We start from the raw sequence: 23,967 nt of genomic DNA, 5'->3' as shown, positions 1-23,967 counted from the left end.
GCAGCATTTTGGGAAAGTTTGTCAATTATATCAGTATCACAGGTTGTTTATTTCCTTATTACTTCTAGAGAAATAAACAACCTTGTGTAGTTGATTTTTTACTTTTTTCGTGCACCGCCATCTTCCCAGTAATAGATGCTGGCACTTACTGCCACCTTCTTCTTTGCGGGGAAAGCAGATACACATACACCGGCATAGATAGCGGGGCGGCCTGCTATTTGGGGTAGACGGTAACACTTCACATCGGAGCGATAGATGGGAGATTCGATACCTACCATGCGCCTACATTTCTCTTTCGTGTGCTCTATGTACTCTTGTTCTGAAATTTCCTGCCAGTCTTGGGGTATTTCGTTCCACATAAACCCTGTTGTTTCTTCAACGGTGGGGTATTCTCTATAGACGTGGTAGACGATATTGTCTATCAGGAAGCCTTCTTTTCCGGCGGTATATTCCATAGAGGTTTCGGCATTCTTTTTAGTGACGAAATAATATGCTCGCGCTTTTTGGTGCTCGTACACATCAACGCGTCCTTGGCTTGCGACCGTGGTATCGACTTCGTACACACGCATGCCAAAGGCATTGAAGTAGGGGCGCATAAAGAATGGCCCTTTGAGTAATGGGTCTTGTTTCTTGGGCTTGTCTGCATAGGCAGTCATCATCGCCATGCTTAGAAGCAATGGTAGAATAATTCTAGTAATCTTCATGTTCTTTCTTATCAGTGATTATATTCTATGGCTTGTTTGATTATTACTTGTTATTGTGTATCAGACTAAATTTGTGAACAAAGAAGTTATTGTTCTCAGCTACAAAAATAAGGAAAAAGAGGGATATATGATGCTTTTTGCCTGTAAATATCCCTCTTTTCGGCTGTTTTTTGTACTAGTGGTTAGTGTGCTTCGAGCCAGTTGCTGCCCCAACCGGCATCGGCAACGAGAGGCACGGCGAGTGGATAGGCCTTCTGCATTTCTTCGAGTACGATTCGTTCTACCTGTTCTCTCTCTTCGGGGAGTACGGAGAAGTTGAGTTCGTCGTGTACCTGTAGTATCATTTTCGAGCGGATTTGCTCTTGCTGGAAGCGGCGGAAGATGTTGATCATCGCAACTTTGATGATGTCGGCGGCACTGCCTTGGATAGGGGCATTGATGGCGTTGCGCTCGGCAAAGCCACGCACTGTACCGTTGCCGCTGTTGATGTCGGGCAGATAGCGGCGGCGGTGGAAGAATGTTTCGGCATATCCGTTCTGGCGTGCCTTCTCCTTGGCTTCTTCCATGTAGCTCTGTACTTTCGGGAATGTGCGGAAATAGCCTTCTATCAGCTCTTTGGCTTCACGGTTGTCGATGTCGAGTCGCTGTGCCAGTCCGTAGGTGGTGATGCCGTAGATGATGCCGAAATTGGCCCGTTTGGCCTTGGTGCGCTGGTCGCGTGTCACGGTGTCGATGGTCTCGTGGTAGATTTTGGCAGCTGTGGCGGCATGTATGTCGTAGCCTTCGCGGAAGGCTTCTATCATGTTCTCGTCTTGGCTCAGGTGGGCCATCACGCGCAATTCTATCTGGCTGTAGTCGGCCGAGAAGAACAGGCAGCCCGAATCGGGTATGAAGCACTTGCGGATTTCCTTGCCATCCTCACCTCGTACGGGGATGTTTTGCAGGTTGGGGTCGCTCGATGAGAGTCGTCCGGTGGCCGTCACGGCTTGGTTGAATGATGTGTGGATGTGTCCTGTGCGTGGGTTGACGAGCTTGGGCAGGGCATCGACATATGTACCGATGAGCTTCTTCAGACCACGATAGGCCAGGATGTCTTCTACGATGGGTGCTTTATTTTTGAGCTGTTGCAGCACTTCCTCGCTCGTTACGTACTGTCCGGTCTTGGTTTTCTTAGGTTTTTCCACGATTTGCATTTTCTCGAAGAGAATCTCGCCCACCTGTTTGGGAGATGAGATATTGAACGCTTCGCCTGCCTGCTGGTAGATGCGTTGCTCGTATTCGGCCATTCGTTCCTTGAATAGGATGGACGTTTCTTCCAAAGCTTTGGTATCCAGTGCGATACCGTTGATTTCCATCTCGGCCAGCACGGGGAGCAGCGGCATCTCTATGTTCCAGAAAAGTTCACTCATCCCCATCTCGGCCAGCCGTGGTTCGAGCACGTTTTTCAGTCTCAGTGTGATGTCGGCATCCTCGCATGCGTATCGGCAGACATCGGTAGGGGAGAGGTCGCGCATGTTTTTCTGATTCTTACCCTTTGGCCCTATCAGCTCGTCTATGTGTATAGTCTTGTATCCCAGCAGTGTTTCGGCCATGTAGTCCATGTTGTGATGCAATTCCGGTTGCAATACGTAGTGGGCTAACATGGTATCGAACATTTTGCCTTGAAGTCGGATTCCATAATTTCTAAGCACCACGAGATCGTACTTGATGTTCTGTCCGATTTTCAGAATTTGCGGGTCTTCGTATATGGGTTTGAATATATTAACAATTCTTTCGGCTTCTTGACGATTGCTAGGAATAGGAATGTAGAATCCGGTATTTTCTTCTACGGAGAAGCTCAAACCAACTAATTCGGCCTCCATTGGATTGGTTGATGTGGTCTCTGTGTCTAGGCTGACGAATTGTTTTGTCTTGAAAAAATCACAAATTCTTATTCTTTCTTCCTCTGTATCAATGAGTTCATATCTTGATTCTCCTGTATCTTGCTTGAAATTTGGAGTTTTTTCTGGCTTTTCTGGGTCATTGGATGGATTTCCCCCAAATATATCAAGTTGCAAATTAACAACTGTTGGCTTTTTATTTGCTTTCTTTAAGATTTTGTCGGAAAGGCTCTTAAATTCCAATTCAGTGAAGATTTCTCTCAGTTTTTCTTCATCGGGATTGGTAGTCTTCAAATTTTCCAGATTCAAGTCGATGGGTACATCGGTCCGGATGGTGGCCAGGAATTTCGACATGCGGATATCTTCCACAGCTCCTTCCACCTTCTCGCGCATTTTTCCTTTGAGTTGGTCGGTGTGGGCTATGAGGTTTTCGGTGCTGCCAAATTCGTTGATGAGTTTTACGGCAGTCTTCTCGCCCACGCCGGGACAGCCCGGAAAGTTGTCGGCCGAGTCGCCCATGAGTGCCAGAAGGTCTATAACCTGGTTGGGATTCTCTATTCCATACTTCTCTGAAACCTCTTTTGGCCCGATTACATCGTATCCACCGCCGTGGCGTGGACGGTACATATACACATTGTCGCGGATGAGCTGACCGTAGTCTTTGTCGGGTGTGAGCATGTAGGTCTCGATACCTTGCCCACCGGCTTTGGTGGCCAAAGTGCCGATTACATCGTCGGCTTCGAATCCATCGACTTGCAAAATGGGTATATGGAAGGCTGCCAGGATGTCTTTGATGATAGGCACAGATTGCTTGATGTCCTCAGGTGTTTCCTCGCGTTGCGCCTTGTATGCCGGAAACGCATCGTGGCGGAAAGTCTTGCCGTGGTCGAAAGCCACGCCGATATGGGTGGGTTTCTCCTTGGTCAGAATCTCGTTGAGCGTGTTCACAAATCCCATGACTGCCGATGTGTTGAGACCTTTGGAATTGATACGGGGCGACCGGATGAGCGCATAATACGAACGATATATCAGTGCATAAGCATCCAGAAGAAAGAGTTTATTCATAAAATCAAATTTATTTGCAGTAAAATTACGAAAAAAAAGGAAATAATACCGATTAAAATCATTAATTTTGTGACAAATATAGTATTCTCATGGACTATCTGTCTCGCATTAAACATCCAATTATAAAGGAATTGGATGACTTTTCCGGATATTTCGGCCGCTCGCTGGAGCATAGCAATGGCTTGCTGGCACAGGCTCTCGATCATATTAGACAGCGCGAGGGCAAGCGTATGCGCCCTATACTAATCTTGTTGTTGGCCAAGGCTTTCGGGCAAATAACCGAGGTGACACAGTATGCAGCTGTAGGTTTGGAATTGCTCCATACGGCCAGTCTGGTACACGACGATGTGGTAGATGAGAGCGGTGAGCGTCGCGGACAAGCCAGTGTGAATGCCACCTATGATAACAAGGTGGCTGTGCTGGTGGGCGATTACATTCTGTCTACGTCTTTGCTCAGCGTTTCCCATACACATTCGGAGGTGATTATCCGCTATCTGGCGCGTTTGGGACAGACCTTGTCTGATGGAGAGATTCTACAGTTGACGAACATATCGAATCGGGAAATATCTGAAGAAGTGTATTACGAGGTCATCAAGCGCAAGACAGCGGCCCTGTTCGAGGCTTGTGCGGTATTCGGTGCCGAGTCGGCAGGGGCAAGCCGGGAAATTGTAGATGCAGCTGCCAAGTTCGGCCAGAATCTCGGTATCATCTTCCAGATTCGCGATGATATCTTCGATTATTACGATTCTGATGAGATAGGCAAGCCCACAGGTAACGATATGTCGGAAGGAAAACTGACCTTGCCTATCATCTATGCGCTCAATTCTACGGGCAATGAGGAGATGTTGCAGCTTGCCCGCAAGGTGAAGATGTCGCAGATTGATGAGGCAGGCATTGCCCGTCTGGTGGCTTTTGCCAAGGAGAATGGCGGTATAGAATATGCCGACCGAAAGATGAGGGAGTTCCACGAAGAAGCCATGAACTTCATTCTCCAATACGTGAAAGACCAGGATATCAAGGATGCGCTGACGTCCTATCTCGACTATGTGATAGAAAGGAATAAGTAGCAGGATATAAGAATAAAGAAAAAGTCTCGCATTTGCGAGACTTTTTTGTTTTCTGTAGGTTATTGTTGTTTCAATCCTTGCACAGCGTCGTAGGTGAAAGTATAGACGCGTCCAGTCTTGGTGTTGAGGTTCAGGGTGTGCCTGCCGTATGTCAGGGTGCATTTTCCGCCGCTTCTGGCTTTCACCGTTACCACGCTCAACGCGCCGTCGCGCCAGCTCATATCTATCTCGAAGTTGCCTCGTGCCATCAGTCCGCGCACGCTACCCGTGCGCCATGCGTCGGGCAGGGCAGGGAGCAGGTGGATGAATCCCATCTGGCTTTGCAGCAACATCTCTGTGATTCCGGCCGTTCCACCGAAGTTTCCGTCTATCTGGAAAGGCGTATGGGTATCCCAGAGATTATCGAGTGTGCCGTTTTTCAGCAGGTTTCCGTAGAGCATGTAGGCGTGGTTGCCATCGTGCAGGCGTGCCCATTGATTGAGTTTCCAACCCATGCTCCAGCCAGTAGCGCCGTCGCCGCGATGTTCGAGTACCACCCTGGCGGCTTTAGCCAGTTCAGGTGTGGTGACAGGCGAGATGGTGTGGCCGGGATGCAGGCCAAACAAATGGTTCACATGACGGTGATGGTCGTTGGGATCATCTATGTCGGTAGACCATTCCATAATCTGCCCGTAGCGGCCGATGCGGTAGGGAGCAAGGTGGCGGAGCACGTTTTCCCATTCCTGGCGAGCCTTGGCGTCTACGCCCAACACCTTGCTGGCAGCGATGGCATCGGTCAGAATCTCGCGTATGACGGCGTGAGAGAACGTAGTACCTTGGTCCACCGACCCGTGTTCGGGCGATGTGGAAGGGGCTGCGGTATATACTCCGTCGGGGCGTTTCCACAGATAGTCCACGGCAAAGTCGGCACTGCCTTTAATCATCGGGTAGCCAGTGTTGCGCAAGAAGTTCTTGTCGCGGGTGAAATCGTAGTATTCCCATAGGTGGGTAGCGAGCCACGGACCGGCTACCGGACATAGATTCCAATTCATAACTTCGTCGGATAACGGTGAGGTAAATCCGAAGATATTGCTTGATATAGAGACCGTCCAGCCGCGTGCGTCGTAGTACGACTTGGCCGTTACGGCTCCACCCTTCAGCTGTGTCTTGATAAAGTCGGTGAGTGGCTGCGCACATTCGGCCAGATTGGCCTGTAGCGAAGGCCAGTAGTTCATCTGTATGTTGATGTTGTTGTGGTAGTCTATGCGCCACGGACCATCTATGTTGTTGTGCCAGATGCCCTGTAGGTTGGCCGGCATAGTGCCGGGGCGTGAAGAGGCGATGAGCAGATAGCGCCCGAACTGGTAGTATAGCTCTTCGAGTCCGAAGTCGGCCGTGCCTTTGCGATAGTTCTGTAGGCGCACGTTGGTGGGCAGATTGTTCACAGCCTTGTCGGGATTCAGCGTCAGTCGCACGCGGTTGAACAGTGGCATGTAGTCGGCCTCATGCTCATTGAGCAGTTGTGTATAGCCTTTGGCCACGGCCTGCTGCATCCATTGTTGGGTAGTAGCGTCGGGGTCTACGCCCACGTAGGCTTTGCGGTCGTTGAAATCCGGGTCGAAATTCATTTTGTAGTCGGTGTCTGCGGCAATGTAGAAAGTCACCTCGTCGGCACCGCTCACGCGTATCTTATCGTCCGTTACGCTCACTTGTCCGCCCTCGGCTACGGCCTTTATGCGGATGGTGAAGCGCATACCGTTGTTGTCGAGTGCAGCCTGATATACCAATCCGTCGGCGCCATCGGCCTGCATACGGCCTGTACCTATAGGGTTCGGCGCATACGAGAACAGCAGGTTCTGCATGCCCGGCTTATTGGCTTTCATCTTTACCACCATGATATTGGCAGGGTAGGAGATGAAGTATGTGCGCTGATAGTCTACACCGCCTTTGCTGAAACTCACTTTGGCCAGAGCCGAGTCGAGCGAGAGTTCGCGGCGATAGCGTGTCATCCCCACCTCGCTCAGTCCAGTTTCGATGTAGCATTCGCCCATCGTGGTGAAGTTTCCGAAGCGGAAATCCTCTTCATCGGCGATGGAATACTGTGCCAGACCGTTGAAGTTCTTCGATGTCAGCCTGTCGGCTGCTTCCTGGTCGCCACGTGCAAAGGCGTCGCGGATGTCTTTGAGCACGTGGGCCGACTGCTTGTTCACATTCCAGTAGTAGGCAGGTCCTTGTTTGACGTTCGGTCCGCCACGCCATAGTGTTTTCTCGTTGAGGGTGAATCGTTCGGCCGATACCGAGCCCATGATATTGGCGCCGAGGCTGCTGTTACCGATGGGGAGCGAGCGCGATTCCCATTCCTGGTCGGCATTGATGTAGCCTTGTCCGGCCGTGACGGGCTTTTTGTCCCGATTCCATTGTTCGGGATGTCCGCCATACCACGGTGTCCTCCCGTTGAGCGTGCATGGCGTGTCGAACCATACCGATAGTTTCGACTGTTGTGCTTGCACCATCGAGGGCGATAAGAGCAATACTGCTCCAAGCATCAAGATTGATTTCTTCATGTTTCTAATAAGATTATCTGTTCGTGATTATGCTTTGATGAAAATGCCTTGCTTGTACATCCAGCGGATGATGAGGTAGACGATGCCGACGTTGGCAGCCGTGCCGACAACGGGATAATACTCGCCCAGAAACTGTTCCAGCCCGTAGAGAAGTGAATTGGGTATCGACCTGAAGTTCAGATATTCGCCCAGGAAATAGGCTGCGAGCGAGTTCATGCCGTAGTATTTGAGCCACTGTGTACCCTTGTTCCAGCCGCGCATGTCGACCACGTAGAAGAACAGCGCCATGAGCAGGAAGCAGATGCCCCCGGCAAACAGCGTCATGGAGCTGGACCAGATGTGCTTGATGATGGGGAAGACGGGGTTCATGGCCAGTGCGGCAACGGTCAGTGCTGTGCCCACGATGCACAGTCTTTGCAGCTTCTGCTTTGCCGTGTCGGTCGATTTGAGGATGTATCCTGCCCAGCAACCCAGATAGACCGTCACAATGAAGTTGAGACTGCTCAGTATCCATGTATAGTTGTAGGTCGGGTCGACGGTCCATGTCGTGCCGTTCCAGTTCATGCCGTCGCGGAAGACGCCCAAGATGGTTATGTCGATAGCTTCGGCAATGTTCTTGCCGATGGTGAAGTCCATATTGCCCCAGAGGGCGAATACGGCCATGTAGGCAATGAAACAGGCTGCTACGACGGCTATCTGTGTGCGCCGGGAAGTGAGGACGAAGAGTAGGGACGTCACCACATAGCCCACGGCAATACTCTGCAAGGTATTGGAATAGAAATGGAGTTGATGCCAGTCGAGGGCCAGCAGATTGCCCTGAACCACCATTCCAACGCCCCAAAGTATCAGAAATCGCTTCAGCAGCCGGCGATAGAACGAGGCATCTGCACCTTCCCGCTTCTGACGGGAAAAGGCAAAGGGAATCGTGATGCCCGACATGAACATGAAGAGGGGCATGATGATGTCCCAAAAACAGAAGCCCTCCCATCGCACATGGGTTACCTGGCCGTATAGGAATCCACCGAATGTACCCTCGGCAGGCTTGGCTATTTCCAGGAAATGATACAGGATGGGCTGAATGAGTACGAGACACGCCATATCGAAACCGCGCAGTACGTCGAGCGATTGCAGGCGCTGAGGCTTGTTGGATGTAGTATTGGAAGTCATGGTAGTTATTGGATTATAGTGGCAAAGTTAAGTATTTTTCGCTATATTTATTTCGATTGTCGGCAGAAAAAGTATTGGTTTATATCTTATAAATTCTAAATTTCTGCACCAAGGTTGCCATTGGTTGAATGCTATTCACCCTTCTGATGATGTTTAGACATAAGAACATAAGGGACAAAAGATATATTCAGGGGGGTGAGTTGATAATTGATAGTTGACAATTGATAGTTGATCATTCATTAGGTAAAGGTTTAGTTGGATTGTAGGGACGTGGCATGCCGCGTCCGCAAGTAGTGTTCATTGCTGCTTGTAGGGGCGAATTATATTCGCCCTTTGGATGTTTTTAGGTTGATTCTCAATTATCAATGTGGAGTGCTTATCGGACGCGGCATGCCGCGTCCCTACTGTTCCATGCACATACTTTTCTACGGTTTCCGCTTTGCTCCAACCGTCGGATAATGAGGAAGAATAAAGAAGGAGTGCCGATAGGTACTCCATATGACGAGTAAGTTTTTGAGTTCATGAGTTTTTGAGTTGTAGGACAAACGGGAAATAATTATCACTTTTATCTAGCTAATTTTCAATTGTCAATTCTCAACTCTCAATTCTCAAACTCATGAACTTATAAACTCAAATTACTGCAAAGCCTTTGCAGCGTTGCTGCAGAGGCCAAACAGGAATGCTGCAGAGTCTAGGCAGCGATTCTGCCAAGGCCTTGCAGTAAATGAAGTCGATGAGTTTGTGAGTTATTAGACGGTATACCGTTCCTATCGACCTTTCCAGACTTTCCACCTTTGGATGGTCTTTTGTCTAAACAGAATAGTAGGTTTTGGGGGTATTGAGTTGATGGGTTTGTGAGTTTTTAAGTTTGCAAGTGAACAATATATGAACCCAAAAACTCACAAACTTAAAAACTCATCAACTCACAAAATTAAAAGAACTTCGTCTCCGTGCCCTCGATTTCGCTCAAGAGCAGATTGGCCAAACGGCTTGTTCCAAGGCGGAACCACTTGTTGGTGAGCCATTTTTCGCCCAGAACCTCTTTTACGATGCTGTAGTATATAATGGCATCCATAACGGTGTTGATGCCTCCTGCGGGCTTTAAACCTATCTGTATACCGGTCTGATCGTAGTATTCCTTAATGGCCTGGCACATGACATACACCGATTCGGGAGTGGCACTGACTTTCTCCTTGCCGGTAGATGTCTTGATATAGTCGGCGCCGGAGTACATGGCAATGATGGAAGCCTTCTTGATGTTGGATGCTGTCTTGAGGTCGCCGGTCTCCAGGATGACCTTCATGGCATGCTCGCCACATACTTCCTTAAGCTCGCTGATGTCATCGGCCACGCCCTCGTAGTCTTCGCTGAGGAACTTGCCCACGGGCAACACGATATCAATCTCTGTAGCGCCGTCTTTCAAGGCGAGTGAGGTCTCTATCGTCTTGACCTCGATAAACGTCTGAGAGTGTGGGAAATCGCCCGTCACGGTGGTTACTTCCACACCTTCTACTTCCAGCGATTCGCTAACCAGGCGGCAGAAGCGGGGATAGGTGACGATGGTAGCGACGTGGGGGAGGTCGGGATATACGGTTGCAAACTGGTTGACCTTCTCTGTCATGGCGAGAATCTGCTCTTCGGTGTCGGTGGTGCTGAGCGATGTCAGTTCGATGCTTCCGAAAAGGAATTTCTTCACGTCGAGGGTATCGTTCTCATGTGCCTTTTCGGCAATGATTTTCTTCACGGCCTCGCTTATTTCCTGGTCGTTGAGCTGTGTGTTGTACTTGGCGAGCACTTCATCATACTTGCTCTGCTCTTTGAAGATATGATGATGCTCGTGATGATGGTGTTCGTGGTCGTGATGATTGTGAACCGTGGGTTCAATGTCTTTTGTGTATGCCATAAATTGATTGCTTTGAGGCCTCGTACATCCTTCTCCGGGGAGATAGGTAGAGAGGCATTGTTATTATATTTTTTACTTATATCGGACTGGTTTGTGCTGTAAGATTCACTGGTCTTATGAGGCTGGCAGATTTATCTTTGGTCTTCCGGCTCTTTAGACGATGGGGCAGGGGCGAGATTCTTGTGCCTGTCTTTGTCTCTGTTGGTCTTTTTCTTCATGCTTTTACTGAATTCATCGGCCAAATCTACACCTGTTTGGTTGGCCAGGCAGCATAGCACCCAGAATATATCGGCCATCTCTTCGCCTAAGTTGGGCTTTTCGCCGGCTTTGAAACTCTGGTCGCCATACAGGCGGGCCATCACTCTGGCCAGTTCGCCCACCTCTTCGGTGAGGCAAGCCATGTTGGTGAGTTCGCTGAAATAGCGCACTCCGTAAGTGTGAATCCATTCGTCCACCTGTCGTTGGGCCTCGCGAAGCCCTGTTATATCTTTATTTTTCTCTTCCATATTGCCTTATTTGCTTTGCAAAAATATGCTTATTCCCTGTTTTTGCTGTCCATACATATCGTTACAGGGCCGTCGTTGAGCAGTTCAACCTTCATGTCGGCGCCGAATTCGCCTGTTCCTATGGAGCGGCCGAGCAAGGCTTCCAACTGTCGGCAGAAATACTCGTAGAGTGGGATGCTGATGTCGTGGGGGGCTGCGCGAAGCCATGAGGGACGATTGCCTTTCTTGTAACTGGCAAAGAGGGTGAACTGGCTGATAACCAGTATATTACCTTCTATATCCTGAATGGAGCGGTTCATGATGTGGTTTTCGTCGTCGAAGACGCGCAAGCCGATAACTTTCTTCGCCAGCCAGTCTGCATCTTCCTGTGTATCAGTGGATTCCACGCCTAGTAGGATGAGGTAGCCTTGATCGATAGCAGATTTTACTTCCGAGTCGATAGTGACAGATGCGTGCTGTACACGCTGTATGACAATTCTCATATTGACAAAGGTAAAGAATTTATTTTAGTCAGCCAACTTGTTACTGAAATATTCGTTGATGATGGTAGCCTTGGCACTGCCGACCGCTGTGGTGAGTGCTTCGAGGCTGGCCTCACGTATCTTTTTGACGCTCTTAAACTCTTTGATAAGGGTTTCCTTGGTCTTCGGTCCGATGCCTTTGATGTCGTCTAACTCGCTGTGGAGAGCATGTTTGCTGCGCTTGTCGCGGTGGAATGTGATGGCGTAGCGGTGCACTTCGTCTTGTATGCGTGTGAGGATGTGGAATAGTTCAGAGTCGGTCTTCATGCCGATGACTTTCGGGGGGAATCCGTAGAGTAGTTCATTGGTGCGGTGACGATCGTCTTTGGCCAGTCCGGCAATGGGTATTTGCAGGTGTAATTCGTCCTCTACTACCTCGCGGACTACCTCCATCTGGCCCTTTCCGCCATCGGTAATAATGAGGTCGGGGAGGGGTGTTTTCTCTTCTATCATGCGGCTGTAGCGGCGTCTGACAACCTCTTGCATGGAGGCATAGTCGTCTGGTCCGCTGACGGTGCGGATGTTGTACTTGCGATAGTCTTTCTTCGAGGGTTTCATACCCTTGAATACGATACATCCGGCAACGGCGTCTGTACCGCTGATATTGGAGTTGTCGAAACATTCTATCTGATAGGGCAGTTTGGGTAGTTGTAGCTTTTGCTGTAATTCTTTCATCAGGCGGGTCTGCTTTTGCTCCGGATTCAGCTTCTCGGCCTGCTTGAGACGGTCGAATTTGTACTGTTTTCCATTCATTTCAGAGAGGTCGAGCAGATGTTTTTTGTCGCCTCGTTGAGGTACAAAGAATTCGGCGTCTTTCAGTTTCCATTCCATTTCAAAAGGCACGATAATCTCTTTGGCGGTGCTTCCAAAACGTTCGCGAATCTCTGGAATGGCAGTGATGAGCAACTCCTCGTCGCTTTCATCGAGCTTGCGTTTGTACTCATAGGTGAAACTTTGATTGATAGTGCCTTTCCTGACGTGGATGTAGTTGATGAAAGCATTGCGGTTGTGGTCGTCGTCAACGATTGTAAAGACGTCGACATCGTCTATCGTATAGCTCACAACCTCGCTCTTGGAGACGAATTCATTGAGGAGTTGATACTTGATTTTCAGTTCCTGTGCCACCTCGAATTTCATCAGTTCGGCATTCTTCATCATCAGTTCGTAGAGCCATTTTCCCACCTCTCGCGTGTTGCCTTTGAGGATTTCGCGTGCCTGATTCATGTTTTGTTGATACTCCTCGTAGCTCTGTTTGCCTATACAAGGGGCATCGCAGTTGTGGATATGATATTCCAGGCAGGGTTTGTATTTATGGGCTGCAATTCCTTCTTTGGTGATAGGTTGTCGGCATGTGCGTGGTTTGTATAGCTTCTTGATGAGGTCTAGCACGGCATACATGCTGCTGATATGGGGAAATGGACCGTAGTAAGTGCCATATTTACGGTTTATTTGACGGGTTTTGAAGATGCGTGGAAAGTATTCATTAGTGATACAGATGCTGGGATAAGTCTTTCCGTCTTTCAATAATACATTATAGCGGGGATTGTATTTCTTGATGAGGCTGTTTTCTAGTAACAGGGCATCTTCCTCGGTATTGACTACCGTGTAGCTGATATCATAAATCTTTGAAACGAGAACTTTGGTCTTGAATCGGTCTACTTCTTTGTGGAAGTAGGATGTAACGCGCCTTTTGAGGTTCTTGGCCTTCCCTACGTATATAATGGTATGATTATCATCATAGAATTGATAGCTGCCAGGTTTCTCCGGCATATTCAATACTATGTTCTTCAGACGCTCTATTCTTTGCTGATTCTCTTCCTTGTTCATGTGTTAACTCCTTCGTATCAAGAACTTTAAGTGGTTAAAGTTTCACGTGAAACTATAACGGTGCGCCACTCTTTATGAAACAAAAAGACCCTCTCGGTGGGAGAGGGTTATGATGAAAGTTCTTCTAGATTTGTATCAGAGAAGTTATCTCTATATCTTTATCAAAAGATTCTCTGCCGTTCAAGCCTTCGTTGATAAGCTCGATAATGAAGTTGCAATAAATCTTCTTGGGGTGGAACTTCTTGACGAGGTCGCATGCTGCTTTCATTGTTCCGCCTGTGGCCAGAAGGTCGTCGTGCAGTAAAATGACGTCGTTTTCATTGATGGCATCCTTGTGAATCTCGATGGTGTCTGTTCCGTATTCCTTGTCGTAGCTCTCTTGTACGGTCTCGCAAGGAAGTTTCCCTGGCTTGCGACATAGTACAACGCCCGCATTTAATCGAATGGCAACGGCTGTAGACATCACGAATCCACGACTCTCGATACCGACAATCTTTGTAATACCCTTGTCTTTGTAGAGATCATACATCTCATCGCTGATTTCTTTGATGCAATCAGGACTTTTGAATAGGGTGGTGACATCTCGGAAATTAACTCCTTTAATCGGCCAATCTGGAATGCAACGGAGATTGTCCAATAATAGTTGATTGTTCATTTTGTTATTTAGTTTATGTTATAATTCATTGTAATTGAATAGTTTAGATATTTTGTTTTAGCCTCTTTGTTTCACGTGAAACTTATCTTCCGAGAAGTATCAGCATTACGTTGATGTCGCTAGGCGAGACACCTGGTATTCTGCTGGCTTCTGCCAGTGTCTCAGGGTCGATGCGTTCGAGCTTCTGTCTACCTTCTGTGCTTATCTCATGAAGTTCTTGATAGTTGAATCTACCTTTTATTTTAATGTCTTCCAGGCGGTGCATCTTGTCGGCAACCATTCTTTCGCGCTCAATATATCCCTTATACTTCATCTTGATTTCTGCTGATTCCGCGATTTCTTCGCGTCTTTCGTCGATAGGCTCGATAACTTCTTTAAGGGATGGTATAATCTCAGATAGATTGCTGAGAGATAGGTGAGGACGCGCAATGAGGTCGATGAGTTTGCATCCGGCACGCAAAGGTGTAGTGCCGATAGCTTCTAATTGTGCGTTGATGTCGCTTGCTTTGATGGGTAAATCTTCGCAGAAACGAATGATTCTATCGATGCCTTCTTTCTTTTTGAGCCACCAGTCGTAACGTTCGCGGGTAGCCAAACCTAGTTCGTACGACCGCTCTGTGAGTCTGGCATCGGCATCGTCCTGGCGCAATAGAATTCTGTATTCAGCACGAGACGTAAACATACGGTAGGGTTCGTCGACCCCTTTGGTGGTCAGGTCGTCGATTAAGACGCCGATATACGATTCGTCTCGGTGCATGATAAATGGTTCGCTGCCGCCACATTTCAATGCTGCATTGATGCCGGCAACAGCTCCTTGTCCTCCGGCTTCCTCATATCCGGTAGTCCCGTTTACCTGTCCGGCGAAGAAAAGACCGTCTACTAGTTTCGATTCGAGCGAGTGTTTGAGTTGAGTCGGGTCGAAATAGTCGTATTCGATGGCATAGCCCGGTCGGTAAATCTTGGCATCCCGTAGTGCGGGAATCTGATGGATGGCATCCAACTGTATGTCCATAGGCATGCTGGAAGAAAAACCATTGAGATACATTTCGTTGGTATCTTCTCCTTCGGGTTCTAGGAATAAGGGGTGTTGGTCTTTGTCGGGGAATGTGACAAGTTTGGTTTCGACCGACGGGCAATATCGTGGGCCGGTACTCTGAATCTGTCCGTTGAAGAGGGGAGAATCAGCCAATCCGCTACGGAGCACTTCGTGGGACTCCGGAGTGGTGTAGCAAGTCCAGCATGGCAACTGTTTAAGTTGTCGGTGTGGGCCCATATAACTAAATTGGTGGAAGTCTTGTTCGCCGTCTTGCACTTCCATATCTTCGAAGTGTACCGTTCTTCGGTCAATTCTTACGGGAGTTCCGGTCTTCATACGCTCAGAACGGATGCCCCATCGGGTGATGCTTTCGGTGAAGTGGGGTACAGCGGGTTCGGCACATCGCCCACCGGGATATTGATGGCGGCCTATGTGCATGAGGCCGTTGAGGAATGTTCCGGCGGTAACGATGACGCAGCGTGCACGGAACTCTACGCCCCAAACAGTGCGTACGCCGACTGCCTGCCCACCTTCAACGAACAGCTCGTCTGCCTGGTCTTGCCAAATGTCCAGATGGTCGGTGTGGTCTAATATCTCTCGCCATTTCCAAATGAACTTCCCGCGATCACATTGAGCGCGCGGACTCCATACTGCTGGTCCTTTTCCGCGGTTCAACATGCGAAACTGGATGGCCGTAGCGTCGGTCACATGTCCCATCTCTCCGCCGAGAGCGTCGATTTCGCGTACTATCTGTCCTTTAGCAATTCCGCCCACAGCGGGATTACAACTCATCTGTGCAATCTTGTTCATGTCCATTGTGATGAGGCATGTCTTGGCTCCTAAGTTGGCTGATGCCACGGCTGCTTCGCATCCCGCGTGTCCTCCTCCAATCACAATGACGTCATACTGGAAGTTCATCCGTTCTTTTCCCTGAAATTTATAAGTTTGACAAAGGGGTACTATTGGGTGTGAGATATGTCAAAGAATAGTCCCTCGTTGTTTTCCGCAAAAGTAGCAAATAAAATCCGATTTTTTATGAATTCCTTTTGATTAATCACTAAATTATAGTATTTTTGCAACCTACTATGTGGGTATATATACCTATATCAAAGTATCTGGGGCGACGTTTTACGTCTGTGTAAAACTTTGTCAATATGAGTTGTGGAAATATTTTCAATCAGTTAAATAATTAAATTTCAATCATTTATGTGGTTAATCAATTCATCTATTGGCAGGAAGGTAGTGATGTCTGTAACGGGCGTTGCGTTGATGCTTTTCCTGACATTCCACTTGTGCATGAACATTGTGGCTCTGTTCTCCGGAGAGGGCTACAATATGATTTGTGAACTTCTGGGTGCAAACTGGTATGCTATCGTAGCTACGCTCGGTTTGGCTGTCCTGGCCGTGTTCCACATCGTTTATGCTTTCATCTTGACGGCACAGAATCGTCGTGCTCGTGGCGAAGAGCGTTATGCAGTGACTGCTCGTCCTGAAAAGGTAGAGTGGGCCAGCCAAAACATGTTGGTACTCGGTATCATCATTTTGTTGGGTCTGTTGCTGCACCTCTACAACTTCTGGTACAACATGATGTTTGCCGAGCTTGTGGGCATGGAGGCTCTCCATTCTCCTTCCGACGGATTCGCATGGATTCAGGAAACATTTGCCAATCCTGTATTCGTGGTTCTGTATGTTATCTGGATCGTTGCCATCTGGTTCCACCTGTCTCACGGCTTCTGGAGTTCTATGCAGACGCTCGGTGTCAGCGGTAAGATTTGGTTCAACCGTTGGAAGCTTATCGGTTGGGTATATACTACCTTGCTGATGCTCGGTTTCCTCGTTGTGGTATTGGCCTTTGCATTCGGTTGTGCTCCCAGTCTTTGTGCCGCATAACCTATTAACTTTAAACTAATTCGATTATGGCTAAACTAATAGATTCTAGAATTCCCGAAGGCCCAGTGGCCGAGAAGTGGACCAATTATAAGGCTCACCAGCGCCTGGTGAACCCTAAGAATAAATTGAAACTCGACGTCATTGTTGTAGGTACAGGATTGGCCGGTGCCAGTGCTGCTGCTTCTCTCGGCGAGATGGGTTTCAATGTTTTGAATTTCTGTATCCAAGACTCTCCCCGTCGTGCACACTCTATCGCTGCACAGGGAGGTATCAATGCTGCCAAGAACTATCAGAACGACGGCGACTCTATCTATCGTCTGTTCTATGATACAGTGAAAGGTGGCGACTATCGTGCCCGTGAGGCCAACGTCTATCGTCTCGCAGAAGTGAGCAACGACATCATCGACCAGTGTGTAGCACAGGGAGTTCCCTTTGCTCGCGAATACGGCGGTATGTTGGCCAACCGTTCATTCGGTGGTGCACAGGTGTCACGTACATTCTATGCCAAGGGCCAGACCGGCCAGCAGCTCCTTCTCGGCGCTTACTCTTCATTGAGTTGCCAGATAGAAAAGGGCAAGGTGAAGCTCTATACACGTTACGAGATGGAAGACGTTGTAATCGTAGACGGTCGTGCTCGCGGTATCATTGCAAAGAACTTGGTAACGGGCAAGCTCGAAAGATTCTCTGCCAATGCAGTGGTTATCGCTACGGGTGGTTACGGTAATGCCTACTTCTTGTCTACCAATGCGATGGGTTGCAACTGCACAGCTGCCATCCAGTGCTACCGCAAGGGTGCTTACATGGCCAATCCTTCTTACGTTCAGATTCACCCCACTTGTATTCCTGTACACGGCGACAAGCAGTCTAAGCTGACATTGATGTCGGAGTCTCTGCGTAACGACGGCCGTATCTGGGTTCCCAAGAAGCTCGAAGATGCAAAGGCATTGCAGGCCGGAACTAAGCAAGGATGGGAAATCCCCGAAGAAGACCGCGACTACTATTTGGAGCGTCGCTATCCGGCATTCGGTAACCTCGTTCCCCGCGACGTGGCTTCACGTGCTGCCAAGGAGCGTTGCGACAAGGGTTTTGGTGTTAACAACACTGGTCTGGCCGTATTCCTCGACTTTTCAGAGTCTATCAACCGTCTCGGTCTCGATGAAATCATGCAGCGTTACGGCAACCTCTTCGAGATGTACGAGGAAATCAACGATGTATTCCCCGGCGAATTGGCTAACGAAATCAATGGCGTGAAGTATTATAAGCCTATGATGATTTATCCTGCTATCCACTATACGATGGGTGGTATCTGGGTAGACTACGAGTTGATGACCTCTATCACGGGTCTGTTTGCTATCGGTGAGTGTAACTTCTCCGACCACGGTGCTAACCGTTTGGGTGCATCTGCCCTGATGCAGGGACTGGCCGACGGTTACTTCGTATTGCCTTATACCATTCAGAATTACCTGGCCGACCAGGCTATCTGGCCTCGTCTTTCTACCGATCTGCCCGAATTTGTTGAGGCAGAGAAGAATGTCAGCGACGAAATTGATCGCCTGATGGGCATCCAGGGTAAGCGTTCTGTTGACTCTCTCCATAAGGAACTCGGCCACATCATGTGGGAGTACGTTGGTATGGGGCGTACAGCCGAAGGCCTGAAGACCGGTTTGGAGAAGATGAAAGAGCTTCGTAAGGAATTCGATACCAACCTCTTCATTCCTGGTACTAAGGAAGGTTTGAACATCGAGCTTGACAAAGCCATCCATTTGCGCGACTTCATCCTCATGGGTGAGCTTGTTGCCAACGATGCCCTTTCTCGTAATGAGAGCTGCGGTGGTCACTTCCGCGAGGAGTACCAGACAGAAGAAGGCGAAGCTAAGCGCGACGACGAGAACTTCTTCTACGTAGGTTGTTGGGAATATCAGAACGATGACCACACCACTCCCGTGCTTCTGAAAGAGCCATTGGAGTATGAGGCTATCAAGGTACAAACACGAAATTATAAAAATTAAGTTTTTGAGTTCTTAAGTTTTTGAGTTCTTGCTGTTGTGGAGAATCAGAACCATAGAGAAGGATGAGCATATACAAAGACCTTTCGGTTTGGCAAAAGAGCATGGCTCTGGTGCAGCGAATATACGAGATTACGGTCTCTTTTCCTGTCGAAGAGCGGTTTGGTTTTACCAGTCAGATACGCAGATATGCAGTCTCTATTCCCTCGAATATAGCCGAAGGATATGGACGTGAGTCCGCCAGAGAGCATATACACTTCCTCTATATATCGCTAGGTTCGTCGAATGAACTTGATACGCAGTTGATTCTTGCACAGCAATTAAGGCTGATAGACAATGAAGTTGGTAATCAGTTGATACATCAGAATGAAGAAGTCAACAAGATGCTCTCCTCATTGATTTATACACTTAAGCATTAAGAGAACTCATAAACTCACAGACTCATAAACTCATAAACTAACAGAATATGGCAAAGAATATTAGTTTCACAATCAAATATTGGCGTCAGAATGGTCCTACAGCCAAGGGACACTTCGATTCACGTGAAATGAAGGATATTCCTGACGATACATCATTCCTCGAAATGCTCGACATTCTCAATGAGGAATTGATTGAAGAAGGCCAAGAGCCTTTCGTTTTCGACCACGACTGCCGTGAGGGTATCTGCGGTATGTGCTCGCTCTATATCAACGGTGTTCCTCACGGAAAGACCGAGCGTGGCGCTACTACCTGTCAGCTCTACATGCGTCGTTTCAACGATGGCGACGTTATCACCGTAGAGCCGTGGCGCTCAGCAGGTTTCCCTGTCATCAAAGACTGTATGGTAGACCGTTCGGCTTTCGACAAAATCATCCAGGCCGGTGGTTATACCACCATCCGCACCGGACAGGCTCAGGATGCCAATGCTATCCTGATACCGAAGGATAATGCCGACGAAGCAATGGACTGCGCTACATGTATCGGTTGTGGTGCGTGTGTGGCTGCCTGCAAGAATGGTTCTGCCATGCTTTTCGTAAGCTCTAAGGTAAGCCAGTTGGCACTGTTGCCACAGGGCCGTCCCGAAGCTGCTAAGCGTGCCAAGGCTATGATTGCCCGCATGGACGAGCTGGGATTCGGTAACTGTACCAATACCCGTGCTTGCGAGGCTGTATGCCCCAAGAACGAGAGCATTGCCAATATTGCTCGCCTGAACCGCGAGTATATCGTGGCAAAGATGGGCGATTAACCACCATTTTAATAATACGAAACCTCCCTTATCTGCCAGATTTGGGAGGTTTTTTTATGCCCTGGCAGCTCTGGTATTCCCATTTCTCATGCTAGACTCTAAACCTTTAGCCGACCATGTAGGCAGTCTTGTCCACCTGTCCATTTTCGTTGTCAGAGTGCAGGGGCTTTGCAGCATCGCTGCAAGGCCTTGTCAGCATTGCTGCCGAGCCTTTGCAGGAGTACTGCCGAGGCCTTGCAGTAAAATCCGTGTGGCCGAGTGATGTTTCCGTCTACTCGCTTTCGTGAAGCATTGAAGAAGTATAGGCTGCATGGTGGTAAACTGCAAATACGGCAAGAGAAGTGGGAATAATTCCAAATTTTTGATTATCTTTGCACACTCAAATGTCTATCTGTGCATAAAATGACGCACGCCGAAGCTGCGTCCATGACTTTCCGAATGCCTCTGTTCACTGCTGTAGACAGCAAGGAACTGTGGGCTGACGGTTGCACCGACAGGGGGCATGTCGCTGCACGGAACATTTTTTTAATTAACTCATAAATAGATTCAATGATGATGAAACTAAAATCTTTACGCAACTTGTTTGCGACTGTAGTCGCGTTGTTTGCCATGATGTTTGCCTTGCCCACATTGGCGCAGCAGCCTGAAGCCTATGTGGTGAAAAGTGATGCTGGTAAGACGCTTACTTTCTATTACGATACGCAGAGAGGTAAACATACCAGTACTGCTGTTTATGGTATCAATGATACCAAAATAGATAAAGATGGGTATTCTTATCCTACTTGGGCAGGAAGTCTTGATAATACTAATGCAATTACAACTTTGGTGGTGTTCGACTCTTCGTTTAAAGATTACCGTCCTACAACTACTGTAAACTGGTTTGCATGTTGTACAACGTTGAAGCAAATCAAAGGTATGGAGTATCTTAATACTTCTGAAGTAACCGACATGAATTGTATGTTCTTCAGCTGTTTTTCCTTAATTTCGCTCAATGTGTCAGGTTTCGATACTAAGAAAGTAACCAATATGAGCGAGATGTTTGCAGCTTGTTCTTCCTTGTCCATGCTAGACCTTTCACACTTCAACACGTCCGAAGTTACCGATATGTACTCCATGTTTTCGAATTGTTCTGCTCTACGCTCGCTAAACATATTGGGTTTTGAGACCAGAAAGGTAACTAATATGGGTTTTATGTTCTTGAACTGTTCTTCTCTACCTACACTCAATATTTCACATTTCAACACTGAGAACGTAACTGATATGAGCTTTATGTTTTCTAACTGTTCTACTTTGACCACACTTGACGTGTCGAACTTCAATACAGAAAAAGTAGAAAATATGACATTCATGTTTGCAGAGTGTCCGGCTCTTACCACCATCTATTGCAACAGTACATGGAAATGTATGAAATCTATTGATATGTTCCAAGGCAGCACCAAGCTTCAAGGCGCGGTGGGATACAATCCCTTTCAATTGGATGTATCAATGGCCAATCCCGAATACGGTTATTTCAAGAAGAAGACTTCAACTGGTATCGAGACCATTCAGCAACTGCCTGCCGACACTCATCAACCCATCTACAATCTGCAAGGCGTGCGTATGAATCAAACATGGGAGGCATTGCCCAAGGGTGTGTACATCGTGAGTGGAAAGAAAGTGGTGAAGAAATAGGCTTGCACAATAGGTCAAAAAGTTCTTCCTTCTGAAGAAAAGGTGGTTTTATTGCACTAGGGACGCGACAAGTCGCGTCCCTAGTGTGCTATATGTCTCGTCGGTTTTGCAATAGTAGGCTGTTTACACAATTATGATATTAACTGCTAGGGATGCTATTTGCCTCCCTGCATGTAGAGACAGCAATCGTGGGAATCGGAATAATTAGACGGACAGATATATCATTACTTGTACGGAATTTCGATGGAATATAAAAAAGTTGTATATTTGTAGCCATAAAGAAACCAAAGACCTAAAGACATGAACATTAAGCATCTAGCGTTGACAGCGTTTGCCGTAGCCTTTTCTTTAGTGGGCAGGGCAGACAATGTCTACACCATTTACCCAGTCACGCAGAGCCAGAAAGCGATGACGGGAACAACTTCTTTTACTGACAGAGTGTATATTGTGGCCGATAGAGGCATCGACCAGACCACGGTTGAACGGGCCAAGGCCATCCTGGCCGATAAAGGCTTGAAGGCCGTTGTAGATCAGAAAGCGCCGTCCAACACGTCGGCCGTCTACCTTGGCGTGAATAAGTCTAAGGGATATGGAGACAAGCTGGCCAATAAGCTCAAGCTAGACCGCAAGGTGTTGGCTGCCGAAGGCAAGTTCGACCGCCATATCCTTGTGCTTACTGGTGCTGCCAGGAAACCGGCCACCGTGCTCATTCTGGGCGAGAATACCGATGCTACGTTCTGTGGACTGGCTTCGCTTGAACAGATGCTGGACCGCGGTACGAAGAATCTGCCCTGCGTTCGCATTGATGATTATGCCGATGTGCAGTATCGTGGTGTCATCGAAGGATATTATGGTGTGCCCTATAATGCCGACGTGACGAAAGACCTGTTCCGTTTCATGGCCCGCTACAAGATGAATACCTATATGTATGGTGCCAAGAGCGACCCTTATCATTCGCAGAAGTGGGCCGAGGCTTATCCCAAGAAGATTACCGAACAGCAGAAGGCTATCGGCTTCTTGTCTGAAGATATGATGCGCGACATCGTGAACGTGTCTCACCAGAACAAGGTAAACTTCATCTGGGCCATCCATCCCGGCAAGGCATTCACCGACCCCAAGGAGACGACGGTGATTGACAAAATCATGCAGAAGTTTGAACTGATGTATGGACTCGGCGTCCGTCAGTTCGGTGTATTCGTCGACGATGTGGGCGTACCGAGCGACGCTCCTACGCTAAAGCTCAATGCCGAGCGGTTGACGGAGGTGCAGCATGCCGTGGAAAACCGATGGAATCGGCATTATACGACACCTGCCGACACGGTGAAGCCTATCAACTTCGTACCCCAGCTCTATGCTTATTCATGGGTGAAGGAAGACAAGCGCAAGAATTTCTTCAATGCGCTGGGCAACACTCCCAAGAATGTGGTGGTCTATATCACGGGAGCTGCCGTGTGGACAGTGCCTAACTCGAAAGATCTGGAGATAGTGTCAGGCGAACTGGGACGCGGACTGGCCTGGTGGTGGAACTATCCTTGCAACGACAACGACATGACCAAGCTCTTTGTACGCGATACTTACGGCAACTTTGCCGATGAGAAATGGATAGACAGCAAGGCCACGTTGCCTGCCGAACTGAAGGGTGCGAGCGCGCTCATCTCTAATCCCATGCAGCAGGGTGCAGCCTCGAAGATAGCTCTCTTCGGTGTGGGCGACTATGGATGGAACAATGCCGGCTTCGACAACGAGGCCGATTTCAAAGCTGCCGTGCGCGCTGTAGTAGGTAGGGAGAAAGCCCCTGCTTTCGAATATCTTACACAGTATCTGCGCTACTACGACAACGAACCGTTGGCATCGCTGGTGAACGACTATAAGCAGACGGGCAATAGCCAGGCTCTGAAGGCCGAGATGACGAAGCTGTTGGAGGCTTGTAGCCAGATAGACTTGATGGAGAAGTCGGCTTGCGAGTCCGATAGTATCTTCTATGCCGACATTCATCCCTGGATGAACAAGGTGAGCGATATGGCCTATCTCACACTCCAGTTGCTCGAACAGGTGGATATGCAGCCCTCGATGCGCAATGCTATCGTGGTGAAGAAGTTGCAGAAGACAGTGAAAGAGATAGAGCATAATGCCCATTATCAGTTCAACGTGCTCAACGGAATGGGCGAGGAAATCGAATTGAGCAGCCGTACGGCCGAACCGGCCGCTAAGGTCTTGCGTCCCTTCCTCGACTATCTGGCTGCCAAGCTGAATTGATGTCGGGTTGCTGTCGTGGTGCATTCCTGTTTGGATATAGTGAGT

Annotated in this window: 17 protein-coding genes; 7 read left to right on the top strand and 10 right to left on the bottom strand. The window is 48.4% G+C overall.

Features of this window, described 5'->3' with window-relative positions:
- Positions 1 to 98 precede the first annotated feature (98 nt).
- Positions 99 to 704 (bottom strand): hypothetical protein, encoded by a 606-nt coding sequence (locus ACZ42L_RS08990; protein ID WP_464715887.1) that lies wholly within the window; start codon positions 702 to 704, stop codon positions 99 to 101.
- A 182-nt stretch (positions 705 to 886) separates the two neighbouring features.
- Positions 887 to 3,649, bottom strand: a complete 2,763-nt coding sequence (polA, locus tag ACZ42L_RS08985) for a DNA polymerase I (protein WP_464715886.1) — start codon at positions 3,647 to 3,649, stop codon at positions 887 to 889.
- Positions 3,650 to 3,738: 89 nt separating this feature from the next.
- Between polA and ACZ42L_RS08980 the strand changes: the two genes are divergently transcribed.
- Positions 3,739 to 4,716, top strand: a complete 978-nt coding sequence (locus tag ACZ42L_RS08980) for a polyprenyl synthetase family protein (protein ID WP_464702492.1) — start codon at positions 3,739 to 3,741, stop codon at positions 4,714 to 4,716.
- 59 nt (positions 4,717 to 4,775) lie between these two features.
- On the opposite strand, the gene ACZ42L_RS08975 is transcribed toward ACZ42L_RS08980, so the two are convergent.
- The 8 genes from ACZ42L_RS08975 to mnmG all read right to left on the bottom strand — a co-directional run bounded on the left by ACZ42L_RS08975 (position 4,776) and on the right by mnmG (position 15,792).
- Positions 4,776 to 7,259, bottom strand: coding sequence for a glycoside hydrolase family 95 protein (locus tag ACZ42L_RS08975; RefSeq protein WP_464715885.1), 2,484 nt, complete (start codon positions 7,257 to 7,259; stop codon positions 4,776 to 4,778).
- Between the two features lie 27 nt (positions 7,260 to 7,286).
- A complete protein-coding gene (locus ACZ42L_RS08970) occupies positions 7,287 to 8,426 on the bottom strand; it encodes an acyltransferase family protein (protein WP_464698465.1) in 1,140 nt (379 codons plus the stop codon).
- 931 nt (positions 8,427 to 9,357) lie between these two features.
- Complete coding sequence (gene deoC, locus ACZ42L_RS08965) at positions 9,358 to 10,329, bottom strand: deoxyribose-phosphate aldolase (RefSeq protein WP_464715884.1); 972 nt, start codon at positions 10,327 to 10,329, stop codon at positions 9,358 to 9,360.
- Between the two features lie 131 nt (positions 10,330 to 10,460).
- Positions 10,461 to 10,835, bottom strand: a complete 375-nt coding sequence (locus tag ACZ42L_RS08960; RefSeq protein WP_464715883.1) for a nucleotide pyrophosphohydrolase — start codon at positions 10,833 to 10,835, stop codon at positions 10,461 to 10,463.
- 29 nt (positions 10,836 to 10,864) lie between these two features.
- On the bottom strand, positions 10,865 to 11,317 hold the full coding sequence (gene dtd / locus ACZ42L_RS08955) for a D-aminoacyl-tRNA deacylase (RefSeq protein ID WP_464715882.1): 453 nt from the start codon (positions 11,315 to 11,317) through the stop codon (positions 10,865 to 10,867).
- Positions 11,318 to 11,341: 24 nt separating this feature from the next.
- Positions 11,342 to 13,183, bottom strand: coding sequence for an excinuclease ABC subunit UvrC (gene uvrC / locus ACZ42L_RS08950; RefSeq protein ID WP_464715881.1), 1,842 nt, complete (start codon positions 13,181 to 13,183; stop codon positions 11,342 to 11,344).
- Positions 13,184 to 13,307: 124 nt separating this feature from the next.
- Positions 13,308 to 13,838 (bottom strand): adenine phosphoribosyltransferase, encoded by a 531-nt coding sequence (locus ACZ42L_RS08945; protein WP_464698456.1) that lies wholly within the window; start codon positions 13,836 to 13,838, stop codon positions 13,308 to 13,310.
- Between the two features lie 82 nt (positions 13,839 to 13,920).
- Positions 13,921 to 15,792 (bottom strand): tRNA uridine-5-carboxymethylaminomethyl(34) synthesis enzyme MnmG, encoded by a 1,872-nt coding sequence (gene mnmG, locus ACZ42L_RS08940; protein WP_464715880.1) that lies wholly within the window; start codon positions 15,790 to 15,792, stop codon positions 13,921 to 13,923.
- A gap of 288 nt (positions 15,793 to 16,080) precedes the next feature.
- Between mnmG and ACZ42L_RS08935 the strand changes: the two genes are divergently transcribed.
- The 6 genes from ACZ42L_RS08935 (at position 16,081) to ACZ42L_RS08910 (ending at position 23,922) form a co-directional block, all read left to right on the top strand.
- On the top strand, positions 16,081 to 16,764 hold the full coding sequence (locus ACZ42L_RS08935; RefSeq protein ID WP_464698453.1) for a succinate dehydrogenase/fumarate reductase cytochrome b subunit: 684 nt from the start codon (positions 16,081 to 16,083) through the stop codon (positions 16,762 to 16,764).
- Positions 16,765 to 16,790: 26 nt separating this feature from the next.
- The gene (locus ACZ42L_RS08930) at positions 16,791 to 18,773 is read left to right on the top strand and encodes a fumarate reductase/succinate dehydrogenase flavoprotein subunit (protein WP_464698451.1); all 1,983 of its coding nucleotides are present in this window, start codon (positions 16,791 to 16,793) and stop codon (positions 18,771 to 18,773) included.
- Between the two features lie 62 nt (positions 18,774 to 18,835).
- Complete coding sequence (locus ACZ42L_RS08925; RefSeq protein ID WP_464715879.1) at positions 18,836 to 19,189, top strand: four helix bundle protein; 354 nt, start codon at positions 18,836 to 18,838, stop codon at positions 19,187 to 19,189.
- 47 nt (positions 19,190 to 19,236) lie between these two features.
- A complete protein-coding gene (locus ACZ42L_RS08920) occupies positions 19,237 to 19,995 on the top strand; it encodes a succinate dehydrogenase/fumarate reductase iron-sulfur subunit (RefSeq protein ID WP_464715878.1) in 759 nt (252 codons plus the stop codon).
- 549 nt (positions 19,996 to 20,544) lie between these two features.
- Positions 20,545 to 21,666: a BspA family leucine-rich repeat surface protein gene (locus ACZ42L_RS08915; RefSeq protein WP_464698443.1), complete on the top strand. Its 1,122-nt coding sequence runs from the start codon at positions 20,545 to 20,547 to the stop codon at positions 21,664 to 21,666.
- A 300-nt stretch (positions 21,667 to 21,966) separates the two neighbouring features.
- The gene (locus tag ACZ42L_RS08910; RefSeq protein ID WP_464715877.1) at positions 21,967 to 23,922 is read left to right on the top strand and encodes a beta-N-acetylglucosaminidase domain-containing protein; all 1,956 of its coding nucleotides are present in this window, start codon (positions 21,967 to 21,969) and stop codon (positions 23,920 to 23,922) included.
- Positions 23,923 to 23,967 lie beyond the last annotated feature (45 nt).

It is taken from the genome of Prevotella mikamonis (assembly GCF_055381405.1).
Note: the sequence above shows the minus strand (reverse complement) of the source record. Positions and strands in the feature narration are given on the sequence as shown.

Coding starts and splice junctions, on each gene's coding strand:
- ACZ42L_RS08925 (WP_464715879.1), top strand. CDS start 18,836: ATGAGCATATACAAAGACCTTTCGGTTTGGCAAAAGAGCATGGCTCTG.
- ACZ42L_RS08935 (WP_464698453.1), top strand. CDS start 16,081: ATGTGGTTAATCAATTCATCTATTGGCAGGAAGGTAGTGATGTCTGTA.
- ACZ42L_RS08970 (WP_464698465.1), bottom strand. CDS start 8,426: ATGACTTCCAATACTACATCCAACAAGCCTCAGCGCCTGCAATCGCTC.
- ACZ42L_RS08910 (WP_464715877.1), top strand. CDS start 21,967: ATGAACATTAAGCATCTAGCGTTGACAGCGTTTGCCGTAGCCTTTTCT.
- ACZ42L_RS08990 (WP_464715887.1), bottom strand. CDS start 704: ATGAAGATTACTAGAATTATTCTACCATTGCTTCTAAGCATGGCGATG.
- ACZ42L_RS08975 (WP_464715885.1), bottom strand. CDS start 7,259: ATGAAGAAATCAATCTTGATGCTTGGAGCAGTATTGCTCTTATCGCCC.
- ACZ42L_RS08930 (WP_464698451.1), top strand. CDS start 16,791: ATGGCTAAACTAATAGATTCTAGAATTCCCGAAGGCCCAGTGGCCGAG.
- ACZ42L_RS08945 (WP_464698456.1), bottom strand. CDS start 13,838: ATGAACAATCAACTATTATTGGACAATCTCCGTTGCATTCCAGATTGG.
- deoC (WP_464715884.1), bottom strand. CDS start 10,329: ATGGCATACACAAAAGACATTGAACCCACGGTTCACAATCATCACGAC.
- mnmG (WP_464715880.1), bottom strand. CDS start 15,792: ATGAACTTCCAGTATGACGTCATTGTGATTGGAGGAGGACACGCGGGA.
- ACZ42L_RS08960 (WP_464715883.1), bottom strand. CDS start 10,835: ATGGAAGAGAAAAATAAAGATATAACAGGGCTTCGCGAGGCCCAACGA.
- polA (WP_464715886.1), bottom strand. CDS start 3,649: ATGAATAAACTCTTTCTTCTGGATGCTTATGCACTGATATATCGTTCG.
- ACZ42L_RS08980 (WP_464702492.1), top strand. CDS start 3,739: ATGGACTATCTGTCTCGCATTAAACATCCAATTATAAAGGAATTGGAT.
- ACZ42L_RS08920 (WP_464715878.1), top strand. CDS start 19,237: ATGGCAAAGAATATTAGTTTCACAATCAAATATTGGCGTCAGAATGGT.
- dtd (WP_464715882.1), bottom strand. CDS start 11,317: ATGAGAATTGTCATACAGCGTGTACAGCACGCATCTGTCACTATCGAC.
- uvrC (WP_464715881.1), bottom strand. CDS start 13,183: ATGAACAAGGAAGAGAATCAGCAAAGAATAGAGCGTCTGAAGAACATA.
- ACZ42L_RS08915 (WP_464698443.1), top strand. CDS start 20,545: ATGATGATGAAACTAAAATCTTTACGCAACTTGTTTGCGACTGTAGTC.